The organism is Streptosporangium sp. CA-115845 (genome assembly GCF_050943795.1).
GTDB lineage: Bacteria > Actinomycetota > Actinomycetes > Streptosporangiales > Streptosporangiaceae > Streptosporangium.
In genome coordinates this window covers 4,985,895-5,011,857 of the sequence record NZ_CP191988.1, presented here as the reverse complement: position 1 = coordinate 5,011,857, position 25,963 = coordinate 4,985,895, and the positions used below count along the sequence as shown (strand labels likewise).

The following is a 25,963-nucleotide window of genomic DNA, read 5'->3' as shown; positions in this document are numbered from 1 at the left end:
GGGTGGCAGACCAACTGGGGCTCTCTTCGGAATTAAGAGTCTACATACGGGAAATGTCGCTGCGGGACGACGAAATCGCGCGCGAGCTGCGTGAGCTCACCGACGAACTGCCGATGGGGCGGGCACAGCGGGTGATGCCCGAGGAGGGCCAGCTCCTCGGGCTGCTGGCCAGGCTCACCGGCGCCCGCACCATCCTGGAGGTGGGCACTTTCACCGGCTACAGCACGCTTTGCCTGGCGCGTGCCCTGCCCGCTGACGGCCACCTGGTCACCTGTGACATCACCAGCCGGTGGCCCGACATCGGTGTCGAATATTGGAAACGCGCCGGGGTCGCCGACCGGATCGAGGTGCGCATCGGCGACGCCGCGGAAACGCTCGCGGAATTGCTCACCGAGCGTGGTGCCAGCGCGTTCGACCTGGCTTTCCTCGACGCCGACAAAGCGAACTACCGCACCTATTACGAGAAGTGCCTCGCACTGCTCCGTCCCGGCGGGCTGATCGTGGTCGACAACACGCTGTTCTTCGGCCGCGTCGTCGACCCCGCCGCCCTGGACCCCGAAACGGTCGCCATCCGGGAGTTCAACTCCGCGCTCCGGGACGACGACCGCGTTGACGTCTCGCTGCTACCGATGGCCGACGGCATCACGCTCGTGCGGAAGCGGCTGTGACTCCCTCGGTCAGATCGGAGGCGGTCAACTCGATCGTCGCGTGCCGCTCCCGCCGGTCCGCGACCAGGTGCAGTCGGCGCAGGCCGTCGACGTCGGCGACGGGCAGCGCCGCCAGGCAGTGGCAGCTTTCATCACCGAACCCAGCGAACCGGTAGGCGATCTCCATCATCCGGTTCCGGTCGGTCGGCCGGAAGTCGGCGACGAGGTGCGCGTCGGCGCGGGCGGCCTGGTCGGTGAGCCAGTTGATGATCGCCGCCCCGGCCCCGAACGAGACCACTCGGCACGACGTCGCCAGCAGCTTCAGGTGCCAGGCGCCCAGGTGAGTCGCCAGCAGCAGCACGCCGACGGCGCCGTGCGGCCCGAAGCGATCGCTCATCGACGCCACGAGCACCTCGTGGTCGGGGTCAGCGAGCAACTCGCGCAGCGTGGCGTCCGAGTAGTGCACGCCGGTTGCGTTCATCTGGCTCGTGCGCAGCGTGAGCTCGCCGACCCGGGTCAGCTCCTCCTCTGTCGCCCGGCCGATCCGCATCCGCAGGTCGAGCGAGCGCAGGAACTCCTCCGCCGGGCCTGTGAACGCGGCCTGCTCCGCGTCCCGTTCGAATTCGGCCTGGTACATGCTGCGCCGCCGCCGCGCGTCGGCCGTCACCGTCTCCGGTCTGAACTCCGGCCGCTCGCCCAGCGCCGAGACCTCGGCCGCGTCATAGCAGCGCACGTCGGGCAGGTGGAACGCCACCTCGGCCCGCTCCGCTGGCTGGTCGTCGACGAAGGCGATCGTGCCGTGCGCAAACTTCAGCCGTTCCGCGATGTCGCGCACGGACTCCGACTTCAGCCCCCAGCCGATCCGTGGCAGCACGAAATACTCGGCGATTCCTAGCTCCTCCAGCTTGGCCCAGGCAAGGTCGTGGTCGTTCTTGCTGGCGACGGACTGGAGGATGCCGCGCGAGTCGAGCTCGACGACCAGTTCCCGCACCGCCTCCGGCAGCCGCACCTCCCCGTCTTCCAGCAGCGTCCCCCGCCATAGCGTGTTGTCCAGATCCCAGACCAGGCACTTCACCGTGGTCACCTCGTCGCGCATAGGTTCTCTCCCGGTCGTTTCGATGCGGTCAGTCCGCTGTCGCGACGGCGTGCTGCGCCAGGATCAGCTGACACATCTCGTTGCTGCCTTCGATGATTTCCATGAGCTTCGCGTCCCGGTACGCCCGTGCCACGACGTGCCCGTCGTGGCCGGCCGCCGAAGCCAGCACCTGAACGGCCGAAGCGGCCGCCTCGGCGGCGCTGGTCGCCCCTACGTGCTTGGCCAGCACGGTCGCAACGACCATGTCCGGCGAACCGGCGTCCCACGCCGCGCTGGCGTGCTCGCAGGCCCGGGCCGCCGACTGCTCGGCGACGTACAGCTCGGCCAGGCGCCGCGCGACGAGCTGGTGCTCGGCCAGTGGCTTGCCGAACTGACTGCGGGTGGCGGCGTGCCGCGCCGCCGCGGTACGGCAGGCGCGAAGGATGCCGACGCAGCCCCACGCGACCGACATCCGACCGTACGCGAGCGCCGTGGTCACCAGCAGCGGCAACGGCAGTCCGGCCGCGCCGAGAACGGCCGACGTGGGCAGCCGGACGCCGTTGAAGCGGACGTTCGTGTGCCCGGCCGCCCGGCAGCCCAGCGGGTCGGCGATCCGCTCGACGCGCACACCGGGCGCGTCGGCCGGGACGACGACGGCGGCCGCACCACCTTCGGCCTTCCCGAACACGACCAGCAGGTCTGCATAGGCCGCGCCGGTGACCCACACCTTGTACCCGTCGAGGACCACGGCGTCGCCGTCCGGCTCGATCGTGGTGGCCATGGCCGCCAGGTCCGAACCCGCGTCCGGCTCGCTGAAGCCGACTGCGGCGAGCTTCCCGCCGGTCAGCTCCGGCAGCAGCCGCCCGGCCTGCGGTGCGCTCGCGAGCCGCTGGATGGTCCAGGCCGCCATCCCCTGCGACGTCATCACGCTGCGGACCGAGCTGCACCGGCTACCCACGTGCGCAGTGAACTCGCCGTTGTCCCGGCTGGACATGCCAAGGCCGCCATGCTCCTCGGCGACCTGGCCGCACAGCAGGCCGCGGGCGCCCAGCTCCCGCAGCACGTCGACGGGGATCCCCCCGGCGAGGTCCCACTTGTTCGCCCGGTCGCCGATCAGCCGGTCGGCGAGCTCGTACCCGGCGGCGAGCGGCTCAGCCACCGGTGACCGGCATGGCCGAGGTGTTGCGGAGCCGCAGCACCAGCTCGGTCATCCGCTCCACGGTCCGGAAGTTGTCCATCTTGAGCTCCGGCCCGACGATGGCCACCTGGAAGTTCTGCTCGAGGTACACGACCAGTTCCATGGCGAACATCGACGACACCAGCCCGGTGGCGAACAGGTCCTGCGTCGGCGGGACCGTCGTCTTCGTCCTGGTCTCCAGGAAGCCCAGCAGATCCTGCTTGATCGCTTCCGGGGTGTGCTGTTCGGTCACGACATCGCCTTTCCATATTCGTAGAAGCCACGGCCGGTCTTGCGGCCGAGCTCGCCGTCGCGGACCTTCCGCAGCAGCAGGTCGCACGGCCGGCAGGTCTGCTCGCCGGTCCGCTCGTACAGCGCGTCGAGCGAGTCGACGAGGTTGTCCAGCCCGATCAGGTCGGCGGTGCGCAGCGGCCCGGTCGGGTGCCCAAGGCAGCCCTCCATCAGCTGGTCCACCGCTTCGACCGTGGCGGTGCCCTCCTCGACGATCCGCACGGCGGCGTTGATCATAGGGTGCAGCAGCCTGCTGGTGACGAACCCGGCGGCGTCGCCGACCAGCACAGCTTTGCGGCCTAGCGCGGTCAGCAGTGCCACCACGGCCTCGACGGGGGCGTCCGCGGTTCGCGGGCCGCGGCTCACCTCGACCATCTCGATCAGGTACGAGGGGTTCATGAAGTGCGTGCCGACGAGCTGCTCAGGCCGCTCGGTCCAGCCAGCCATCTCCGCGATCGGGATGCCCGAGGTGTTGGAGATCAGCGGCGCATCGGACTGCATCACGGCTGCGAGCTCGGCGAACACCTCCGCCTTCGTCTCGGCCGATTCGACCACCGCTTCGACGACCGCGGTCACGTCCGCGACGTCCGCGATCGACACGGTCGTGGTCAGTTCGCCCTGCTTCCGGCAGGCTGGAAGCGCGCCCAGCAGCTGAGCGTGCCGCAGCTGCTGGCGGATGCGGCTGCGCGCGGTCTTCAGCGTCTCGTCGTCGACGTCGACAAGGACCACCGGGATCCCGTGGCCGAGCGCCAGCGTGGCGATGCCCGTTCCCATCACCCCCGCCCCCACGATGGCGAGCCGGTGTTCGCTCGAATCGGTCATGTGCCTCAGATGCTCCGTTCGGTCTCAAGTGAATAGTTATGGTCCGAAGTGGATGTGGTTACAACCGCACCGGCAGGCGCGTCGGGCCGCGGAGGCTGATCCGGTCGTTCCACTCGACCTCGCCGTCCAGCCGCAGCCCGGGGAAGCGGCGGACCAGCTCGCCGATGGCGACCTTGCCCTCGAGCCGGGCCAGCGCCGCGCCCAGGCAGAAGTGGATGCCGCTGCCGAAGGAGAGCTGGCGGCGGGCTTTGGGCCGGTCCAGCTTCAGCTCTTCCGAGTCCGGGCCGAAGAACGCCTCGTCCCGGTTGGCCGAGGCGAGGTTGGCGAGCACGAACGAGCGGGCCGGGATCACCCGCCCGCCGACCTCGTAGGGCTCCAGTGTCACGCGCCGGCTGATGTGCACCGCCGTGTCGTAGCGCAGCAGTTCCTCGATCGCGTTATCCTCCAGGTCCGGCCTCGTGCGCAGCAGTTCGAGCTGCTCCGGGTGGCGCAGCAGCGCGACGGTGCCGTTCGAGATGAGGTTGACGGTGGTCTCGTGCCCGGCGACGTAGAGCAGCGTGACCTGCGCGACGAGCTCGTCGTTGCTGAGCACGTCCCCGCCCTCCTCGGCGGCGAGGAGGGCGGTGAGCAGGTCGTCGCCCGGGTGGCGCCGCTTCCACGCGACCGCCTCGCCGATCATCGCCGTCAGCTCGACGTCGGCGGCCTGGACGGCGCGCAACACCTCGGGACCACTGACGGGTTCGACCGAGCGCATCAGCGTGTCGGTGAGGGCGCGGAGCCGGTCCTCGTCGGTCGGGGGCATCCCGAGCATCCGCGAGATGACGGTGAACGGCAGCGGGAACGCCAGCGACGGCACGAGGTCGCCGCCGCCTTCGACGGCCAGGTCGTCGAGCGCGTCGCCGACCAGCTCGCGGACCAGCGGCTCCATGCCCTCGATGGCGCGCGGGGTGAACACCTTGGCGACCAGCTTGCGCAGCCGCGTGTGCCCGGGCGGGTCCCGGTCCAGCATGGCCAGCCCGTTCAGCCGCGGCTCGATCGGGACGTCCGCGTACTCGTAGGTCTTGCGGAACGGGCCGGGGCCGACGTTCCGCTGCTCGACCGACATCCCTGAGCGCAGCAGGTCGCGCACGTCGTCGTAACGGCTGAGCAGCCAGAACCCGAGCGGGTGGTCGTGCACCGGCGCGTGCCGGCGCAGTTCCGCGTAGTGCGCGTACGGGTCGTTCTTGAACTCCGGCGTGAACGGGTTGAACACGACGGAATCCCGCGCAGGGACGGCGGTCATGGTGCACTCCTGGTTTGGGAAACCTCGGTACGTCCTGCGGTCAGCACCGCCAGCCGCTTGGTGACGTACGCGGCCGCGCCCGCCATCAGCGTGTCGGCGATCGCGTCGACCGTGCGGGCCCGCCACGAACCCAGCCCGGTCCCGGCGACGACCTGGTTGAACGCGCCCATCGACGGTCCGCAGTGGACCAGGTAGTCGACCTTGGCCCGCTCGTCGCCGGTCACGGCCAGCCGGAAGCCGCAGGTGAAGTACTCGCGGAACAGCGCGGCCAGCTCGGCCTTCGGGTCGGCGCCGGACGTCGGTGTGACCGCGCCGCGCAGGTAGTGGTCGAGCACCTGCCTTCGTGTCTCGGCGTCGAGCTCGACGAAGGATTCGTGCCGACGCCACAGCTCGTGGAGCCGGGACGCCCTGGCGGGAAAGAAGATCCCGCGCTTGAGGTAGCGCGCCCGCACGCCGGCTTCGAATAGCTCACCCCACGGGGCGGTGTCGACCTCGTGCTCGCGCACCTCCTGGAGGAGGTCCTTCACCGCGTCGCTGGTGGCGGCTTCGACCGAGCACTGGTTGACCGAGCCGGTGAGCACGAAGTCGGCCCCGGTCAGGAAGGCCGCAGCGACCGCCTCGGGCGTGCCGATCCCGCCCGCGCACCCGACGTGCACGCGATGGCCGGGCAACTCGGCCGCGTCCCGCAGCCGGAGCACGGCGGGCAGCAGCGTCAGCAGGTCCGGGACGCCGGTCAGCCAGCCGCCATCGGCCTCGACGCAGAGGTCGTCGGCCATCGGCCGGGCAGCTGCGGCGGACGCCTCCTCCGCCGTGACCGCGTCGCGCTCCAGCAACCGCCGGACCAGTGGCGCGGGCGGCGGGGCGAGGAACTCGGCAGCGATGTCGGTCCTCGACACCTTCGCGATGATCCGGCCGCCCTTGAGCCGCAGCCGGACCAGTTCCTCGGTCAGCAGGGGGTAACCGGACACCTCGACCGCACCGCAGCCATGCCGCAGCAGCAGATCGACCAGCTCGCGTTCCCGGTACGGCTCCCGGTGCTGGTAAAGGAGATTGACCCCGAAGGGTCCGCCCGGGCCCAGGTCCTCGGCCAGCTCACACAGCTCGCGGTCGACGTCGCCGGTGCTGAGCCCGCCGGTGCCGAGGAACGCCAACAGACCCGCTTTCGCGGCGGAACGCACCATCGCGCCGCCGGAGATCCCGCCGTACATCGACCCCATGAGGTAGGCGTACCGCAGGCCGTACCGCTCCCGGAACCCGGCGGCGCCGAGTGACTCCGCCGTGATCGCCGGGGTGGTCTCCGCCGCGGGGGCGGCGTCCGGCAGCGGCGTGGCGGCTGCCCGGATCTTCTTGACCAGCTTGGTCAGCACCTGCCCGGGCCCTAGTTCGACGAACTCGAACTCGCCGTGGCTCATCAGCCGTCGCACGGTGTCGGTCCACCGCACCGGGGACGTCATCTGCGCGGTCAGCCGCTCCTTGAGCGTCTCCGCGGTGTAGGGCAGCGCGTCGACGTTCGCGAGCACCGGGATCGACGGCGGGTGGAAGGCGAACTCGCCGAGGAAGCGCCCGAAGGCCTCGGCGGCCGGGCGCATGTACCGGGAGTGCAGGGGCGCGCTGACGTTGAGCCGCACGGTGCGGGCGCCGGCGGCCTCGAACGCCGGACAGGCCCGGGCGATCTGCTCGACGGGCCCGGACACCACGAACTGGTCCATGGTGTTGTAGTTGGCCAGGTCCAGGCCGTCGAGCCCGGTGTCGCGCAGCACCTCCGCGACGATCGCCTCGTCGACCCCGACCACCGCGGCCATCGCGCCGCCGCCGGCCGCGGCCATCACCGCACCCCGGCGCTGCACCAACCGCAGTCCGGTCTCGAAGTCGAAGACCCCGGCGGCGAACAGTGCCGCGTACTCGCCGAGGCTGTGCCCGACCAGGAAGTCCGGCGGGGCCGGGTCCTGTTCGATCCGGTCCAGGTAGGACAGTGCGCCGACGACGTACAGCGCGGGCTGGGTGAACTCCGTGCGGCCGAGCTCGCGCCGCGGGTCAGCCAGGCACAGCTCTTCGATCGAGTAGCCGAGCACCCGGTCCGCGACGGCCGTCTCATCCGAAAACCGGGCGAACAACCCGTCGCCCATCAGTTTCCGCTGCGAGCCCTGCCCGGGGAATCCGTAGACCTTCATTCCGTGCGCCTTCCTGGGCCGCGGTTTCGGGGCCACGCGCGATCGGACCTGCTCGAGCAGGTCGGTGTCCTTGCTAAAAGGGTTCAGCAGCGGCATCGACTCCGAGCGCGTCCCCTCGGGGAGGTGGAAGCGCACGAAGTTGTGCAGGCTGCTCGACGGGCCGAGGTCGATGTAGCGGAACTCGCCGCGCTCGCGCATCCCGGCCATGGCGAGCCCGAACTCGATCGGCTGCCGGGCCACCCGCGCGAAGTGCTCGGCGGTCGGCCGCTCCACCAGTTGACCGTCCACACAGGACATCCAGGGCAGGCGGGGTGGCGCGAACCGGACGTCGGCGAAGTTGACGCGGCACGCGTCCAGCACCTCGTCGATCAGGTGGGAGTGGAAGCCGTACTGCACCGGCAGACGCAGGAACGGCACGTCGGTCTCCGAGAGCGCGGCCTCTGCCCGGGCGAGCGCCGCCTCCGTCCCGGCCACCACGAAGTTGCCCGGGTAGTTGCGGGCGGCGATCTCACACTCGCGCAGCGCCGGGACCCGGTCCAGCACGTCGAGCCCGGCGAGCACCGCGAGCATGCCGCCGGGCGGGCTCCCGCGCAGCGCAATGGCCTGCCGGACCAGCAGCCGCAGGCAGTCGGCCGCGTCGAGGCTGCCCGCGACCACGGCCGCCGAGTACTCGCCGAGGCTGACCCCGAGCACGTGGTCCGGCGTGATCCCCAGCGACGCCAAGGTTTCCGCCAGCGCAAGCTCCAGCATGACGATCGCCGGATGGGTGATCCGGGTGTCGATCAGGACGTCGCTCTTGGCCTTCGCCGGGTCGTGGATGTGCGCGAGCACCGACTCGCCCAGCTCCTCGGCCACCACGGCGTCGTGCCGCAGCAGGGCCGCGCGGAAGACATCGTTGTGCTCGACGAGCTGCCTGCCCATCTGGTAGTACTGCGACCCCTGCCCGGGGAACATGAAGACGACGGGCAGCTCATTTGGTGAAGGCATGGCCGACCTCCCGCCGAGGTGCGCGGTCCGCAGGCAGGAACCGATCGATCGCGGTCAGCAGCGGGCCGGTCATCACCGTGGTCACCAGGGCCATCACCAGCAGCGCCAGGTACAAGGCCGGGGTGATGACGCCGGCGTTGTACCCGGTCTGTAGCAGGATGATCTCGGTGAGCCCGCGGGTGTTGAGCATGACGCCGACCCGTAGTGACCCGGGCTGGTCCTCACCGCCCCGGCGCGAGAAAAAGTAGCCGCCGCCGATCTTGGCCAGTACGGCAAGCACCGTCGCCACGACCGCTACGAGCCATGGAATGCCGCCCGAGCCGGTCCAGAGCTTGAGCCCGGCGGTGATGAAGAAGACCGGCACCAGCCACAGGCCCAGCTTGGCCACCCAGCGGACCGGCGCGTCCCAGTGCGCCGAGCCCACCGGGAGCATCAAGCCGACCACGAACGCGCCGAAGATCCCGGTGAGCCCCCATTTCTCGGCCCACGCGGCGGACGAGAGGGCGCCCGCGGCCACCAGCACGGCCGCCACCCGGGGCAGCCGCTCGGCGAACCGCCCGGCCGGCTCGTGCGCCAGCAGCCGCCGCACGACCGTGGTCGCCACCAGCCCGGCCACCAGCACGACGACCGTGAAGGCGATGCCGCTCGCGCCGCCCTTCTCGATGCCGAGCACCACCGCCAGCATCAGCCACGCGAGCGCGTCGATGATCACCGCCGACGTCATCGCGAGGCGGCCGGAGCGCGTCGTGGTCAGGCCGCGGTCGGTGAGGATCCGGGCGAGGGCGGGCACCGCCGAGACGGCCATCGCGATCGAGACCATCAGCACGAACGCGAGGACCGGGGTGGTCCCGCGCAGCTCGGGCCGGTCGCCCCAGAGGAGCCAGCCGGCCAGCACCGACCCCGCGAGCAGCGAGGGCAGCAGGCTGCCCACCGTCGTCCAGGGGATCGCCCGGTCGCGCAGGCGCGAGCTGTCCAGCCGCAGTTCGTGCGCGACACCGACGAGGTACAGGACCAAGCCGGCGTGGCCGATCTGCCCGAGGACGTCGAGCACCGGCGTCGGCAGCAGCACCTGCTTGGCCTGTGGCCAGAGCCAGCCGAGCAGCGCGGGCCCGATCAGCATGCCGACGGCCAGCTCGCCGACGACCGGCGGCTGCCCGGCGGCGCGGGCCGCCCAGCGGCCCAGGTACCCGACCACCAGTACCGTAGCGAGAGCGGCTACGACGTGCACGCCGGTCATGAACGTGTTCACACGAGCCCCTCAACAGGTTGGTAGCTGTCCCAGAACAGGCCGGGCGCGGGTGCTGCGTTCCCGCGGATGACGACCCGCCGGTTCTGGGCGGGTTCCGGCAGCGGCGCGCGTCCGTCGGCGGCGTAGGCGGGTGCCGGGGCGAGGAGGACGTGCGCGTTGGTGCCACCGTCGGCGAAGCAGTTCAGCGCGGCGACGTCGGCCGTCTCCGGCCACGACTGGGCTTCACGCGGGAAGTGCATCGACGAGGCAGCCAGGTCGAAGTGCGCCAGCGGTTCCTGGCCGGACCGGAATGGCACCTGCTGCCGGTGGTGCAGCATCAGCACCACCTTGATGAAGGCGGCGATCCCTTCCGCGGCCAGCGGATGGCCGATGTTCGGCTTGACCGAGCCGAGCGCCACGCCGCCGCTGCGACCGGCGCCGTAGACCTGCTCGACCGCCTTGAGCTCGAGCAGGTCGGTGACGGCCGAGCCGGAGCCGTTGGCCTCGACCCAGCCGACGTCCTCCGGCCGGTACCCGGCGCGGGCCAGCGCCTCCCGCATGACCGCCGTCTGCGCGTGCAGGTTCGGGGTGGCTGGGCCCGCGGTGCGCCCGTCGTTGTTGACGGCGATGCCCTTGAGCACGGCCAGCACCCGGTCGCCGTCCGTGGCGGCACGAGCCAGCGGCTTGAGCACGACGACGCCGACGCCCTCGGCGAGCACCAGGCCGGCCGCCCGGCGGTCGAACATGTGGAACTCAGCGCCCGGGTTGAGCAGGCCGCGGCGGCCGAACACCTCGTGCGCCCGGTCGTCGGCGAGCAGGCTCACCCCGGCGACCACGGCCGCCTCGACGTCCCCGGCCCGCAGCGCCTGCGCGGCCATGTCCATCGCCACCAGCGCCGACGAGCACGCGGTGTCGATGACCAGGCTCGGGCCCTGGAGGTCGAAGAACTGCGACAGGTTGGCGGCGAGGTAGTTCTGCCCAGTGACGACGGCCGGGTTCTTCGCGCGCTCCAGCCGTTCAGTGTCCGGCAGGTGCCCGCTGCGGCCCCCGACGTACACGCCGACGCGGCGGCCCTTCAGTTCCGCGGGCCGATAGCCGGCGTGGTGCAGGGCCCGGTTCACCTCGTCCAGCAGCAGCAATGCCTGCGGGTCCATCGCTGCGACGTCCGCTTCGGACAGCAGGAAAGCCTCGGGATCGAAGCGGAGTTCCTCGGGCAGCAGGCCCGCGTGGTAAGCCATCGGATGGCCGAAGCGGGACTCGGGCACCGGACGCAGCGCCGAGCGTCCCTCGCGCAGGAGGTTCCAGTAGTCCGCGGCGGAGGCGGCACCTGGGAAGATGCAGGAGAGGCCGACCACTGCTATATCCGCAGTGGACCGCGTAGGCGTCGGCGCCGGTGCTGCGGGGGCCGCCTTCGGCGTGGTAACCGGCTCCCCTCCGAAGGCGGCCGCCAGTTCCTGCGGGTGCGCCTCGGTGAGGTAGGCCGCGAACTCGTCGGCGCTGGGGAACTCCAGCAGGGCCGACGGGTCGATCGGCGCACCGATCCGCTGCGCGAGGGTCTGCACGAGCTGCGAGACCAGGATCGAGTCGATGCCGTAGTCGTGCAGCGGGACGTTCCCGGTGAGCTGGGAGCGGTCGAACCGCAGCTCAGCGGCGACCCGCTCGAGGAGCCAATCGGTGACCGCGCCGGCCACACCCCGGAGCTCGCCGGGTGGTTCCGGTGCGGCTTCAGGGCTGTTCCGCGGGGCTTCCGGCTCGGTCCGCTGCGGTGCCGGGCGGCGGGTGCCGTCCGGGGTGAGGCGGGCCGCAGTGAGGCGCTCCGGGTGCCAGTCCGCCCCCGGGCGCACCACCGCCGGCAGGACCACCCGTTCGCCGCTGGCCAGCGCCTCCTCCAGCAGGTCGAGGCCCTGCTCGTCAGTCAGCGCCGCCAGCCCGGACGCCTCGTACGCGGGCGTGCGGGCCGCGCCCATTCCGGTGTCCCGCCAGCTCGGCCACTGCACGCTGACCAGCGGCAGGCCGTGCGGGCGGGCCTCGGCGACCGCATCGAGGTAGGCGTTGGCCATCGCGTAGTCGCTCTGGCCGACCGCGAGCGCGGGCACGACGGCAGCGACCGAGGAGAACAGGACGAAGAGGCTCAGCGGCTCGTCGCGGAAGCACTCGACGAGCGTGTCCAGCCCGAGAATCTTCGGCCCGATCACCCGCTGGATCCCGGCCAGCGGCTTACGGACGAAAGCCGGGTTCTCGGTGTCGGTGAAGCCCGCGCTGTGGATCACGCCGCCGACCGGGCCGAGCGTCGCCCGGACGTCGGCGAGTACCGCGGCCGTAGCGGCCCGGTCGTCGAGCGGGGTGCTGAGCACCATGAGTTCGACTCCCTGGTCCACCAGCTCCTGCAGCGGGCGCAGCTTGCGGCCGAGCGCGGTGTCGGCGGCGACGTGCGCGGCCCATTCGGCGCGCGGCGGCAAGGTTTCGCGCCCAGTGAGGACGAGCTTGCGGACGCCATGCCGGGCGACGAACCGCCGGGCGGTGAGCAGGCCGAGACCCCGGGTGCCGCCGGTGACCCAGAGGACGTGCCCGTCGGAGAAGCGTAGCGGCTGCCGCGGTCCGCGCATCGGTTCGCGCAGCTCGGCTCGGTGCCGAACGCCGTCGCGGTAGGCGATCTGCGAGGGGTCGTCACCGATCCGGAGTTCGTCGGCGACCCAGCGGCAGACCTGCCCGTCGTCGACGTCGCCGAGGTCCAGCTCCCGGGTCCGCAGGTGGCGGTACTCGCTCTGGAGCATCCGGTAGAGCCCTGCCCGCGCGGCCCCGGCGGCCCCGACGCGGGAAGCGATAAGCAGGGTGCGGTGGTCACCGTCGATGGCCCGCTGCAGCCAACCGAGCCAGGTGCCGAGCCCGCGGTGGCCGAGATGATCGCCACACCCGGCGAGATCGACGATGGCCTCGAATCGGCTTGGCCTGGTGTCGTCGGCGAGCTGGCCGGGGGTGAGTACTTCGGAGCCGGGCAGGGTAGCGGCAAGCCGCGCGGCCAGGGCTTCGGTACCGGGGGCGGCGAGCACGGCGATCAGGCGCGGAAGAGCGCCGGTGGGTGCGGCTTCGGCCGGGACCCATTGCCGGGTGAGGAGAAGCCGGCCAGAGGTGGCCGCGGGAGGCCCGGCGGCTCCGCCATCGGCCCAGGCGGCCACGCTCGCGGCCGAGGTGGTCGGCCCCGCGGCGGCCAACTCGGCCGAGCCAGCGGTGGCCGGCCCACCGGGCTGCGCCTTCGACAGCGCGGCCAGTTCGGCGTCCGCCGCGGCGAGCCATACCCGCTCGCCTCCGAACTGGTAGCCCGGCAGTGATACCCGGCGGCCCCTCACCCCTCCGTGCAGCGCCGTCCAATCCACCGCACGGCCCGTGGTCCACGCGACCGCGTACGCCGCCGGGTCCTGGGGCAACACCTCGGCGGGCAAAGGCTTGCGTGGGTCAACCACGCCCGTCCAGCTGTCCGCCGGTATCCCGCCCGAGGCGAACTCCTCCAGGTGACCGACCAGGTCTGTCACCTCCGTGAACCGTACCGCCAGCCGGTGGGCCATCGCCTCTCGGCCCGTCTGCAGCGTCCAAGCCAGGTCCTTCGGCGCGCACCCCGTGGTCCGCAGGTGTGCCGCCAAACGACCGGCCGATGCCACCAGCCGGTCGGCCTCCCGGGCCGACAACACCGCCAGCTGCGGGCCGACCACCCCGGGAAGCGGCTCGGGCTCGCCCAGGTACTCCTGCAACACCACGTGCGCGTTCGTTCCGCCCGCGCCGAACGAACTCACGCCCGCCGCGCGCGGGGCCACCGTCCCGTCCGGGCGCGTCGGACGCGGCCAGGGCGCCACCTCACGCTGCAGCTCGAACGGCGTCGACGCGAAGTCGATGTCCGGGTTCGTCTCCGTGGCGTGCAAGGACGGTGCCAGCTCGCCGTGACGCAGCTGGAGCAGCACCTTGGTCACCGCCGCGATGCCAGCCGCCGATTCGGCGTGGCCAATGTTGGACTTCACCGAACCGATCGGCAGCCGCTCCGGCGGGTCGCCGCGGAATGCCTGCAGCATGCCCGCGATCTCCACAGGGTCACCGAGCGCCGTGCCCGTGCCGTGGGCCTCCACGTAACTCAAGTCCGCCGGGCGCAGGCCCGCGCGATCCAGCGCCGCCCGCACCAGGTCGCCCTGCGCCTTCGGGTTCGGCACGTTGAATCCTCGCCCGGTGCCGCCGTGGTTGACCGCGGATCCCTTGACCACGGCCAGGATCCGGTCGCCGTCGGCCACCGCCGCGTCGAGGCGCTTGAGCAGCACCGCGCCCGACCCCTCCGCCGGGACGTACCCGGTGCCGCCTGCTCCGAAGCTGCGGCAGTGGCCGTCCTCCGACAGGAACCCGCGCCACGCCAGCTGCAGGTACTTCGCCGGGTGCGTGGTGATGTTGACGCCGCCCGCGACCGCGACCTCGCAGTCGCCGTTGCGGATCGCCAGGCACCCCTGGTGGATCGCGACCAGCGCGGACGAGCACATCGTGTCGAGGCCGACGCTCGGACCGGAGAAGTCGAAGAAGTACGACACCCGGTTGGCCGCCGAGGCGAACGACGAGTGCGGCGGCAACCCGTTGCCGCGCAACGCGTCCTGTACCCCGTACAGCTGGTACTGGCCGTACATCATGCCGACGAACACGCCCGTGCGGCTGCCGCGCAGTTGCTCACGCGTGTAGCCGGCGTCCTCGATCAGGTGCCACACCGTCTCCAAGAACACCCGCTCCTGCGGGTCGGTGTGCTCGGCCTCGATCTGCGACATCCGGAAGAACAGCGGGTCGAAGCGGTCGGCGTCGCGCAGGAATCCGCCCCACCGGCCGTAGGTCTTGCCGACGGCCGACTTGTCGGCGTCGTAGAACCGGCTGTGGTCCCAGCGCGAACGCGGGATCTCCTCGACGCTGTCCCGGCCCGTGCGGAGGTTGCGCCAGAACTCGTCGACATCATCGGCGCCGGGGTACCGGCCCGCGACGCCGATGATCGCGATGTCGTCCCTGCTGGTTTCCTGCCGCGGCGCCGGAACGGGCTCGTCCACGACGGCCGTGGCCTGCGTGAACGCGCCCGGGTGCGCCTCCGTCAGGTGGGCCGCCAGCTCGCGCACCGTCAGGTATTCGAACAGCAGCGTCTTCGACAGCGGCCCGAGGCGGTCCTCCAGCCGCCTTGTGACGGCCAGCGTGATCAGCGAATCCACGCCGTAGCTGTCGAAGGGCTCGGTCGCGACGATCTCCGACTCGGGCATCCTCAGTTCATCCGCCATGATCCCGGTCAGCCACTGCTCGGCCGACGCGGGGGACGCGGTGGCCGGGGCGGGCGCCGCCGAGGCGGCCGGGACGCTGTTGAGCGCGGCCAGGATCAGGTCCGAGTTGCCGGGGGCGAGCAGCACCCGCACCACGGACCCGGCCAGGGCGCGGTCGAGGGCGTCGAACGCGGGACCAGTGCGCACCTCGCGCATGCCGGTTTCCTGGGTCATGCGCTGCACGCCGGCCGCGTCGACCCGCATCCCGCCCTCGGCCCAGACCGGCCAGGCGGCCGCCAGGGTACGGCCGTGCCGGATCCCCTGGTGCCGCAACGCTTCCCGGCGTTCGGCGAAGTGGTCGAGGAAGGCGTTGGCGAAGGCGTAGTCGGTCTGGCCGACGTTGCCGAACGCCGCCGCGGCCGAGGAGAAGACGACAAAGTAGTCCAGGATGTCGTCCCGCGTCGCTTCGTCCAGCAGCTCCGTGCCGCGGACCTTAGGCGCCAGCACCGCGTCGACGTCGGCGCGGTCCTTTCCGTGCAGCAGGCCGTCCCGGAGCACCCCGGCGAGGTGCAGCACACCGCTGACCGAACCGTGCGCCCGGCGCACATCGTCGAACAGCGCCCGCACCGACGCGGCGTCCGTCACGTCGGCCCGCACCACGTACGCGCCGATGGCGTCGATCCGCGCCCGGGTCACCGGGTCCGGGGCGGACCGGGCTACGAGCACGACCGGGCCGCGGCCGGTCCGGGCCACGTGCTCGGCGAGTAGCAGGCCGAGCCCGCCGGTCCCGCCGGTGATCACGTGCGCGCCGGCACCGGAAAACGCTGACTTGCCTCCGGAGGGCAGGCTCAGCCGGCGCCAGGCCGCGCGGGTCCGCCCGGCCTCGTCGACGCGCACGTCCGGCTCGCCCGCCGCGTGCAGCTCGGCCACTACCGCTTCGGGTAGGAAACCGGTGGCGACGGCGAGCACCCCGAAGTCGACCGATGGGTGCTCCCGCCGGACGCTGCGGCCGAACGCCGCCATCGCCGGCAAGGCCGGGGAAGCGGCGGGGTCGCGGTGGACGTAGAGATAGCGCAGAGCGGCGCCGCGATCCCGCTGCCAGGCTCGCAGGTACGCCAGCGCCTGGTGGAGGTCGTCCGGGTGCTCGCCGGCCAGGTGCACCACGTGGGAGACGCCAGCGTCGGGGACGCCCGGCTCGCCCCGGCGGGCGGCGATCCCGGCCGCGGTCAGCGCGTCGCACACCTCGGCACCGCCGGCGCCGAACACCAGCACGCCACCGACCGGCGCCGCCCGGACGGCCGGTGCGGGCAGCCGGATCGGCTCGAAGGCTTCGACGACGTTCCCGGCCGGGACCGCACGCAGGGTGAAGCCGTCGATCGTGGCGACCACCGTCCCGGCGTCGTCGAGCAGCCGGACGTCGAAGCTGAGCGGACTGGCCGCGGGTATCGCGTAGGCTTGCAGCCGCTCCGGCAGCTCGCCGTGAATCCGGACCGCACCCACCGAGAACGGCATGTACGGCACCGCGCTCGTCAGATCGTCCGGGTCGGGCGCTAGCCGGGCCGCTGTCTGCAGTGCCGCGTCGAACAGCGACGGGTGGAAGACGTACTCACCCGCGTCCGCGACGCGCTCGGCGGGCAGCCGCAGCCGAGCCAGCACCTCGCCGTCACCGATCGCCAACTCCTCGATCACCTGGAAGCTCGGTCCGTACGCGAAACCTAGCCGCGAGAACGTCGCGTAGCACTCCGGTCCGGTGTGGACGATCGTGCAGCGCGCCCGCACCCGCTCCGGGTCGACTCGCTCCGGGCGCGCCCCGGGATCGCCGGTGACCAAGGTGCCGCGCGCGTGCGCCGCCCCACCGTCGGTCCGTACCTCAAACGCCGAGCCCAGCAGTTCGACGGTCAGCCGGTGCTCGCGCACGCCGCCGAGGAGCCGCACCGGTGCGGCCCAGGCCAGGTCGTCGATGCCGCGCACCGACGCTCCGGTCGCCGCTTCACCGGCGAGCCGGGCCATCTCCAGGTACGCGACGCCGGGCAGTACGCGGTCCCCGCCGACGACGTGGTCGCGCAGGAAGAACTCCTCACCGGTCAACGTCTTCGCGAAGGTGCGCTCGCCTGTGGCGGCGTCCAGCACCGTCGAGTGCAGCTTGGGCGCCGGGGCGAACCAGTGCCGGGTACGGGCGAACGGGTATCCGGGCAGGTGCACCCGGCGCCGGTCCGCGTCCACGTGCAGCGCCGCCCAGCCGACCTCCGCCCCCGCGACCCACTCGTCCGCGAGCGCGGCCAGGCCGGCCGTGACGTCGGCCGTGCGGGCCGGGATACCGCGTCCGGCCATGCCCTCGCGCACCGCCGACGGGTTCCCGGCCAGGTGCTCGGCGAGCTGCGTCCGCAGGCTCGCGACGCTGTCGGTCACCACGGCGAGCCGGTGCGCCATCGCCTCCCGGCCGACCTGCAGGGTGTAGGCGAGGTCGCCGGGCGCGACGTCGTGGGTCTTCAGGTGCTCGACGAGTCGCCGCTCGACGTCCGCCAGCGCCTGCGGCGTCCGCGCCGAAAGCGGGAACAGGTGCTCGGCGCGGTCTTCGGCGCGGAACTCCCGCATGGTCGGTTCCTCCAGGACGACGTGGGCGTTGGTACCGCCGAAGCCGAACGAGCTGACCCCAGCGCGACGCGGCAGCGCGACGCCCTCGCCGTCGTGCAGGCGGGGCCACGGGCGGGTGGTGACGGCGATCTCGAACGGACCGCCGTCCAGTTCCAGGTAGGGGTTCGGCTCCCGCAGGTGCAGGTTGGCAGGGATGGTGCCGTGCCGCATCGCGAGCACGACCTTGAGCAGCCCGGCGATGCCGGCCGCGGCTTCCAGATGCCCGATGTTGGTCTTCACCGAGCCGATGACGCATCCCGGGGCCGCGGCACCGTCCGCGCGCAGCCGACGGAAGGCGGTGCTCAGCCCGGCCGTCTCGATCGGGTCGCCCAGCGCGGTGCCGGTGCCGTGCGCCTCGATGTAGCCGACGGTCTCCACCGGCACGCCGGCGTTCCGGTATGCCTCGACGAGCAGGTCGGCCTGGGCGTCTGGGTTGGGCGCGGTGAGCGACGTGGTGCGGCCGCCGTGGTTGGCCGCGGTCGCCTTGATCACCGCGTGCCACGCGTCGCCGTCGCGGTGCGCCTGGCCGTCCGGCTTGAGCAGCACGATGCCGGCGCCTTCGCCGCGGACGTAGCCGTCGGCGCGGCTGTCGAACGTCTTGCAACGCCCTTCCGGACTGAGCATCTCGCCCTTGCTCAGCACTTCGTACACCGCTGGCGAGAGCATCACGTTCACCCCGCCCGCGATGGCCAGGTCGCAGGCGCCGTCGCGCAGGGCGGCGCAGGCCTGGTGCAGGGCGACGAGCGAGCTGGAGCACGCCGTGTCGATGACCATGCTGGGGCCGCGCAGGTCCAGCAGGTACGAGACGCGGTTCGCGACGATCGACGCTGCCACGCCGGTCGCCATGTGGCCCTGCGCACCGAGCCCGGCGGCCCGCTGCAGCTCCAGGTACTCGGTGTTGGCGACGCCGATGAACACCCCGACCCGGCGACCGGCCAGGTCGGCCGGGCGGTAGCCCGCGTCGTCGATGGCCGACCAGACGACCTCCAGCAGCAGGCGCTGCTGCGGGTCCATCAGCTCAGCCTCGCGTGGCGAGATGCCGAAGAACGCGGCGTCGAAGCGGTCGACGTCCGGCACGAACGCGCCCCAGCGGGAATTCGGCTGCCGCTGCCAGTCCCACCGCTCTGGCGGGGCTTCGCCGACCAGGTCGGTCCCGGCGACCAGGTGGTCCCAGAACTCATCGAGGTCGGCCGAGCCGGGCAGCCGCCCGGCCATGCCGATCACCGCGATGCCGGTGGCCGGCGCGGGTGCCGGGGTCGCCGATTCCGCGGCGCCGAACCGCGCAGCAAGCTCGGTGGCGTGGTCCTGCCACAGGTGCTCTGCCAGCGCGGACAGTGTGCCCTTGCGGTAGAAGAGCGTCGGGTAGATCTCGATCCCGTACGCGTTGCGGAGTGCGACGCTCAGTTCGGTGAAGTTCACCGAATTCATCCCGGCCTCGCCAAGCGGGTCGTGCGGCCCAAGGTCGGCTGGGTCGGCCCCGGTCAGCTCGCCGACCATCGCGGCCAGCTCCGCCTGCAACGCGGCGAGGCGGCCGCCAGGTGCCTCGGCCCGCGGTTCCGCGTGCGACGCGCCGAAGCGGGCTCGCAGTTCGGCAGTCGGCATCGCAGCCAGCGCCACGCGGTCGACCTTTTCGTTGAGGGTGTGCGGAAAACCGGTGACCCGCACCAGCGTGTCCGGCAGCATGTAATCCGGCAGCCAGGCGGCCAGCGCGTCACGCGACGGTTCGGGAGCGCCGTCGTCGAGCACGTAGCACGCGAGCAGCGAAACGCTCGTACCCGAACCCCGTGCCACCACGATGGCGTCGCGGACACCGTTCAGCCGCCGCAGGGCCGACTCGATCTCCCCCGGCTCCACCCGGAACCCACGGATCTTGACCTGCGCATCGATCCGGCCCAGGTACTCGAGCGCGCCGTCGGGCCGCCGCCGGACCTGGTCGCCGGTGCGGTACATCCGGGCGTGCGGCCCGGCCGCGAACGGGTCGGGCAGGAACCGCTTGACGGTCAAGTCCGGCCGGTTGTGGTAGCCGTCGGCGACGCCGTGACCACCGATGTACAGCTCGCCCGCGGCACCGGACGGCACCGGACGGCGGTGACTGTCGAGCACGTACAGCGTCGTGTTGGCGATCGGGGTGCCGATGGTGACGCGCTCGCCGCGCACCAGCCGGGTCAGCGACGACCAGATGGTGGTTTCCGTCGGCCCGTAGAGGTTCCACACCTCGCGGTTGCCCGCGAGCAGCGCCTCCGCCGTCTCCGCGGGCAGTGCCTCACCGCCGCAGAGCACCTTCAGGCCGGGGTCGCCGCCCCAGCTGGCGGCGAGCAGCATGCTCAACGTCGCCGGGGTCGCCTGGACCACCGTGGCGGCACTGCGTTCGAGGGCCTCGCGCAGCCGCAGCCCGTCCCGGGCGACCTCGGTCGGCAGCACCTCGACCGTGCCGCCGGTGATCAGCGGGAGGTACAGCTCGAGCCCGGAGATGTCGAAGCAGATCGTAGTGAGCGCGAGCATGGTGTCCGCGGGCCCGAACCCGGGTTCGCGGGCCATCGACCAGAGGAAGTTGACCAGCGCGCGGTGCGGAACGCGGACGCCCTTCGGCCGTCCGGTCGAGCCGGACGTGTAGAGGATGTAAGCGATGTCGGAGGCAACGGCGCTTTTCGGGGACACGGCCGCGGGCGGCTGCTCACCGCCGTCGATCAGCAGCCGCGGCACCCGGCCGCCGAGCCGCCCGCCGACGGCGGAGTGCGTGAGCGTCAGGTGGAGCCCCGCGTCCTCGGCGATGTAGTCGAGCCGCTCCTGGGGATAGGCCGGGTCGAGCGGCACGTAGGTGCCCCCGGCGGCCTGGACGGCGAGCAGTGCGACCGGCAGGTCCGCGTCACGCGGTAGCAGCACGCCGACGGTCCGGCCTCGGCAGACGTCGGCGGCGGTCAGCCGGGCCGCGAGGGCGCTGACCCGCGCGGTGAGGTCGCTATAGGTCAACTCGGTGCTGCCGTGGCGTACCGCCACGGCGTCCGGTCGGGTTTCCGCCTGGCGCCGCACGAGGTCCCACACCAGCTCATCCGCTGGGTACTCGGCGGGCGGCTGCGGGACGAGCGCGGCGCGTTCGGCAGCGGTGAGCAGTTCCAGATCGCCGACCGCGGTGTCCGGCGCGCCGATCGCGGACGCCAGCAGAGCGGCGAAGTGCGCCCCGAAGCGTTCTACGGTTCCGGCGTCGAACAGGTCCGGGTCGTACTTGAGCGTGTACCGGCAGCCCTCGGGGTGGTCGACGACGTCGAGGGTGAGGTCGAACTCGCCCTCCTGGTGCACGCCTTCGACGCGGCCGCGGACCAGGCCGTCGTCACGCAGGTCCCGCGTCCAGTTGTGGAAGTAGAAAGCGACGTCGAAGAGCCGGCTCCGGTGGCCGGCCCGGCTCAGCTCCTCGGCGAGCGTGATCAGCGGGTAGGCGCTGTGCTGGAGTGCTCGCAGGACCATCCGGTGGATCCGGCGGACCAGGCCGCGGACGTCCTCGCCCGGGTCGACCCGCTCGGCGAGCACGACCATGTTCATGAAGTACCCGACGACGTCGTCGTACCCGTGGGCTGGGCGGCCGGCGGTCGGGGTGCCGACGGCGATGTCGGCCTGGTCGCTGTACCGATGCAGCAGGGCGAAATAGACCGCCAGCACGACACTGGACAGCGACACGCGTTCGGCCGCGGCAAAGGCACGTGCCCGGTCCGTCAGCTCGGCGGCGAGCTGGCCTTCGACGGTCGCGCCGCGGTAGCCGGGCACCGGCGGACGCGGCCGGTCCAGCGGCAGCGCCACGGTGGTCCGCCGTCCGCGCAATTGCTCGACCCAGTGGTCACGCAGGCGGTCACCCTCAGGTCCGGCGAGGAGTGCCCGTTGCCAGGCGGTGAATTCGGCGTAGGTGCCGGCCGGGCGGTCGGCCGGCAGCGGCCGTCCTTCGCGGAGCGCCCGGTACCCGCGTTCGAGGTCGGCCAGCAGGAGCGGGATGGAGACGCCGTCCAGCACGAGGTGGTGGACGGTGAGCAGCAGCGCCTGCCGTCCGTCGTCGAGCGTGTAGAGAGTCGCTCGCACAAGCGGGCCAGCCGCCAGGTCGAACGGCTGGCGCATGTCGGCGTTCACCCGCCTTCGCAGCTCCGCGTCGGCCACCGTCGGCAGGAACACCTGCTGGACTGGCAGTCCGGTGTGGACGCTCACGGTGATCTCCGGCCCGTCCGAAACCGTGGCGCGCAGCTGGTCGTGCCGGTCCAGCACGTGCTGCAGGGCCAGGCGCAGGCTGCGGACGTCGACCTCGGGCGCCAGCCAGAACGCCAGCGGCAGGTTGTAGGCGCTGTTGCCGGGCGCGAGCTGTTCGACGATCCAGAGCGCGCGCTGTCCCTCCGACAGCGGGTGCACCACCGGTTCGGCCAGCGCGGGCGGCTCCTCGGCCGGCTCGGCGACAGGTGGGACGGCGTCGGTCAGCCAGCGCGCGGTGAGGTAGGCCGACAGTTCCCGCAGGGTCGGCCGCTCGAAGAACTCGTCGAGCGGCACGGCGACGCCGAACGCCTCGTCGACGGCGGCGACGATCTTCATGCCGCTGAGTGAGTCGAAGCCGTAGTCGGCCAGCGGCCGGTCCGGGGCGATCCGCTCGTCCAGCTTGAGCACCGCTTCCACGAGCTCCCGCAGCCGGTCGCCGACGGCGTCGGCCGGACTGATCGTCACCCGCGCCGTCACGGCCGTGGGCGTGACGGCTGCGGCCACCACGTGCGGCGCGACGACGTCGTTCTCCGCGACCAGGACGCGCTGCCCCAGGTCCGCCTCCCCCGCGCCGAGGACACGGATCCGCTCGTAGCCCTCTTCGGCGAGCACCCGGGTCCAGGTGTCCGGCGCGGCCAGCGGCGACGCCGGCACGCGCAGCTCATCGTCCTGAAAGGCCCACCAGCCCTCCATCACGCCACCGCCGAGGGTCAGGTACGGCCGGATTGTGGTCAGCTCGTTGAGCACCAGCCAGCCGCCGGGCTTCAGCAGCGTCTTGGCCTTGCGCAGCGTCGCGCGCAGGTCGCGCGTCGCGTGCACAACGTTGGTGGCCAGCACCAGGTCGTAGGAGCCGGGCTCGCACCCCTGCGCGGCCGGGTCGCGTTCCAGGTTGAGCAGCTGGAACTTCGTGAACGGATAGTCGGCGGCGAACCGCTCCCGGCCGTGCTCGAGGAAGCGGGGCGAGATGTCGGTGAAGGTGTAGCCGGAGCCGGGCTGCCCGGCGAGCACCGGCAGCACCCGCTCGCTGGTGGCACCGGTCCCGGCCCCGAGCTCCAGGACCTGCACCGGATGGCCGTCGGCCGAACCGTGGTCGCGGTACCGGCGGACGGTGTCCGCCACGAGGTCGTTGAAGAAGTCGGTGAGCGGGTTGCCGCGGTAGAGGTCGCGCACCAGGTCCATCGAGGAGTCCGGGAACATGATCTCGATCCCGACCACCTCCCCGCGCAGGATCTGCGGGTAGGCCAGCAGGAACTCGCGGTTGAGCGCGGCCGTCGGCTCGACGTCCGGGTACGCGGCCGCGACGCGGTCGAACTCGGCCTGCCAGCCGCTCGCCAGGTCGGTCACGGTGGTGGTGGTGGTGAATTCGTCGCCTTCGCGAGCCAGCAGGCCCGACCCGGTGAAGAGCCCGAGGATCGCTTCGTGCAGTCGGCGGAACCGGTCGCGGATGCCAAGACGCTCCCGCAGCGGTTCGGAGCGGTGCCGTTCGCCCGGACGCTGGAACACCCCCATCCGCTGGTAGACGCCGAACAGCCCGGACACCGAAACGGCGTCGAGCTCGGCGAACCCGGCGAGCACCCGCGCGATGGCGGGGTCGACGCCGTCGCGCGGCGGCGGCGTCGCCGCCGGGACCGCCGTGGGGACCGTTGTGGGGGCGACCGGGACCGGCGGGATCCACAGCCGCTTGCGGGCGAACGGGTAGGTGGGAAGCTCGATGCGCCTCGCGGACGCCGGCGTGAGCCGCGTCCAGTCGACGGCCACGCCGGTCACCCACTTCCTGGCGATCTCGGTGAGGTCGCGCCCGGACGCGGTCGCACCGTCGGTCTGGCGCACCGCCCGCCCGGTCGTGATGCGGTCGTCGGTGCCGCCGGCCACATAGGTGTCCAGCAGTTCCAAGGCTTCCGGAACCGAAGCCACCGGGAGGGCGAGGCGGAACTCGTGTGCCGTGCGCCCGGACTGCAGGGTGTGCGCGATGTCGGCGAGCCGTGCGAAGTCGCGGACCGGCGGCTGGATTCCGGCGACCGCCCGGGCCACCGCGCCGATGGTGTCGGCCGCGGTGGCCGCCGCGGGCAGCTTGGCGCCTAGTTCGTCGGCCAGCAGCGCGAAGTAGTTCGCTCGTTCGGCCATGCCGAAGCCGCAGTCGACCAGGTCCGTGTCAAGGTCGAGGGTGCCCGTCGCGACGCCGGCGAGTTCTGTGGCCAGCCGCAGGCACCGGCGTTCGGCGTCCTCCCCGGTCCCGGCGCCCCGGCGCAGGAAGATTGCCAGATCGGCGGCGTACTTGCGCAGCCGGTCCTCGCCCTTGGCGGAGAGCACCAGCAGGTGCGGGCCGTCCGGCTCGGCCGGTTCCGGCGTCAGGGCCGGCACGTGCTCCTCCATGACGACGCAGGCGTTGGCGCCCCCGGCCCCGAATGAGCTGACGATCGCGCGCCTCGGCAGCTCTCCGCGGGCCCACGGCCGTGGCGCCTGCGGGATGTCGAACGGCGTGGTGCCGAAGTCGATCTCCGGGTTGGGTGTCGCGGAGTGCAGGGACGGCACCAGGGTTTCGTGCCGGAACTGCAGCAGCACCTTCGTCAGGCCGGCGATCCCGGCCGCCGCCTCCAGGTGCCCGATGTTGGACTTCACCGAGCCGAGGGCCACGAGCGGGTACCGGTCGCGCTCGGCCGGGTCGAGCGGGCCGCCGAACGCGTCGACCAGCCCGGCGATCTCGATCGGGTCGCCGAGCAGCGTCCCGGTGCCGTGCGCCTCGACGTAGCCGACGGTTTCGCTGCCGACCCCGGCCCGGTCGAGCGCCGCGCGGATCACCCGGCTCTGGGCGGCGGAGCTGGGCACGGTGTAGCCGCCGGCGTTCCCGACGGTGTTGATCGCGGAGCCACGCAGCACAGCGAGCACCCGGTCGCCGTCGGCGAGCGCCGCCGACAGCGGCTTGAGCAGGACGGCGCCGACGCCTTCGCCGTCGACGAACCCGTCCGCGCCCGCGCCGAACGCCTTGACCCGGTCGTCGCGCGCAAGCATGCCCGCCTGGGCGAGGCTGCGCAGGTGCTTGGGATGCAGGATCAGGTTGACGCCGCCGGCGATCGCGGTCGCGCACTCCCCTGCCCGGATGCTCTGGCAGGCCAGGTGGATCGCGGTCAGCGAAGACGAGCAAGCGGTGTCCACCGCGAGGCTGGGGCCGGTGAAGTTGAAGAAGTGCGACACCCGGTTCGCAACCGACCAGTGGTGCGAGTGAGCGTCGGTCGGCACGCCGAGCGCGTCCGCCGCGCCACCCATCCACTCGTAGTCGCTGGTCATCACGCCGACGAACACGCCGACCGGACCCTGCGCGGCGAGTACTGCGTCCGGGTAGCCGGCGTCCTCCACGGTCGCTGCGGCGACCTGCAGGAAGAGCCGCTCCTGCGGATCCATCGCCTCGGCGTCGGCGGGTGAGATGTGGAAGAACAGCGGGTCGAACTCGTTGACGCCGTCGAGGAACCCCGCCCACTTGCTGTACGCACCGCCCGGCGTCACCGGGTCGTAGTGCGCATCGGCGTCCCAGCGATCCGCGGGGACCTCGCGGACGCAGTGGCGCCCGGCCGCCAGGTTGTCCCACAACTCGCCGACGGAACCGGCCAGCGGATAGCGGCCCGCGACGCCGATGATCGCGACGGGCTCGTCGGCCGCGACCGGCCCGGTGGTGACGGCGGGAGCGGCGGCCGCTTGGGCATCGGCCAGCTCACCAGCGAGGAAAGCGGTCAGCGCCCGGGGTGTCCGGTGCTGGAAGACCATGGTCGCGGGCAGCCGGAGCCCGGTGCCGGCGTTGAGGGCGTTCCGCAGTTCCAGCGCCGCCAGCGAGGTGAAGCCGAGCCGGTGGAACTCGGCGTCGGGGTCGATGTAGGCGGTCGAGTCATGCTTCAGGGCGGCGGCGACCGCCCGCAGCACCAGCTCGCCAACGGCGTCCTGAGTCCACTGTGGCGTGTCGACCGGCGTGGGCGCCGGGGTCACCGAGGCGCGACGGCGGGCCGGGGACAGCTCGCGGAACAGCGGTGCGGCCGTGAAGTCCAGGCGTGCGGGCAGGAGGTGGGCGCGTCCGGCGCCGAGGGATGCGTCGAACAGCGCCAGCGCGGTGCCGGTGTCCATCGGAAGCACCCCGGCGTCACCGAGCCGGGCGAGGTCGGCGTCGCCGAGCGT

General features: G+C 72.3%; 9 protein-coding genes. 1 reads left to right on the top strand and 8 read right to left on the bottom strand.

Annotated features, from left to right (window positions below; translation table 11 throughout):
* Positions 1 to 53: 53 nt before the first annotated feature.
* Positions 54 to 668 carry an O-methyltransferase gene (locus tag ACQP0P_RS24845; RefSeq protein WP_433381582.1) on the top strand — a complete coding sequence of 205 codons (615 nt, stop codon included), beginning with the start codon at positions 54 to 56 and terminating at the stop codon, positions 666 to 668.
* Here the strand turns inward: ACQP0P_RS24845 and ACQP0P_RS24840 are convergent.
* From ACQP0P_RS24840 to ACQP0P_RS24805, 8 genes are read right to left on the bottom strand one after another with little or no spacing between them, the layout of a single operon-like run.
* Positions 643 to 1,743 (bottom strand): HAD-IIIC family phosphatase, encoded by a 1,101-nt coding sequence (locus tag ACQP0P_RS24840; RefSeq protein ID WP_433381579.1) that lies wholly within the window; start codon positions 1,741 to 1,743, stop codon positions 643 to 645. The two genes, ACQP0P_RS24845 and ACQP0P_RS24840, sit on opposite strands and share 26 nt — an antisense overlap.
* 28 nt (positions 1,744 to 1,771) lie before the next feature.
* Complete coding sequence (locus ACQP0P_RS24835; protein WP_433381576.1) at positions 1,772 to 2,881, bottom strand: acyl-CoA dehydrogenase family protein; 1,110 nt, start codon at positions 2,879 to 2,881, stop codon at positions 1,772 to 1,774.
* On the bottom strand, positions 2,874 to 3,152 hold the full coding sequence (locus ACQP0P_RS24830; protein ID WP_433381573.1) for an acyl carrier protein: 279 nt from the start codon (positions 3,150 to 3,152) through the stop codon (positions 2,874 to 2,876). Before ACQP0P_RS24830 ends, ACQP0P_RS24835 begins: the two co-directional genes overlap by 8 nt.
* Positions 3,149 to 4,012: a 3-hydroxyacyl-CoA dehydrogenase family protein gene (locus ACQP0P_RS24825; protein ID WP_433381570.1), complete on the bottom strand. Its 864-nt coding sequence runs from the start codon at positions 4,010 to 4,012 to the stop codon at positions 3,149 to 3,151. Before ACQP0P_RS24825 ends, ACQP0P_RS24830 begins: the two co-directional genes overlap by 4 nt.
* Before the next feature lie 58 nt (positions 4,013 to 4,070).
* Positions 4,071 to 5,294 carry a cytochrome P450 gene (locus ACQP0P_RS24820; RefSeq protein WP_433381567.1) on the bottom strand — a complete coding sequence of 408 codons (1,224 nt, stop codon included), beginning with the start codon at positions 5,292 to 5,294 and terminating at the stop codon, positions 4,071 to 4,073.
* Positions 5,291 to 8,452 carry an ACP S-malonyltransferase gene (fabD, locus tag ACQP0P_RS24815; protein WP_433381564.1) on the bottom strand — a complete coding sequence of 1,054 codons (3,162 nt, stop codon included), beginning with the start codon at positions 8,450 to 8,452 and terminating at the stop codon, positions 5,291 to 5,293. Before fabD ends, ACQP0P_RS24820 begins: the two co-directional genes overlap by 4 nt.
* Positions 8,436 to 9,701: a cation:proton antiporter gene (locus ACQP0P_RS24810; RefSeq protein WP_433381561.1), complete on the bottom strand. Its 1,266-nt coding sequence runs from the start codon at positions 9,699 to 9,701 to the stop codon at positions 8,436 to 8,438. The genes fabD and ACQP0P_RS24810 overlap by 17 nt, the downstream gene beginning before the upstream one ends.
* On the bottom strand, positions 9,698 to 25,912 hold the full coding sequence (locus ACQP0P_RS24805; protein ID WP_433382073.1) for an amino acid adenylation domain-containing protein: 16,215 nt from the start codon (positions 25,910 to 25,912) through the stop codon (positions 9,698 to 9,700). The genes ACQP0P_RS24810 and ACQP0P_RS24805 overlap by 4 nt, the downstream gene beginning before the upstream one ends.
* Between the last annotated feature and the right edge of the window lie 51 nt (positions 25,913 to 25,963).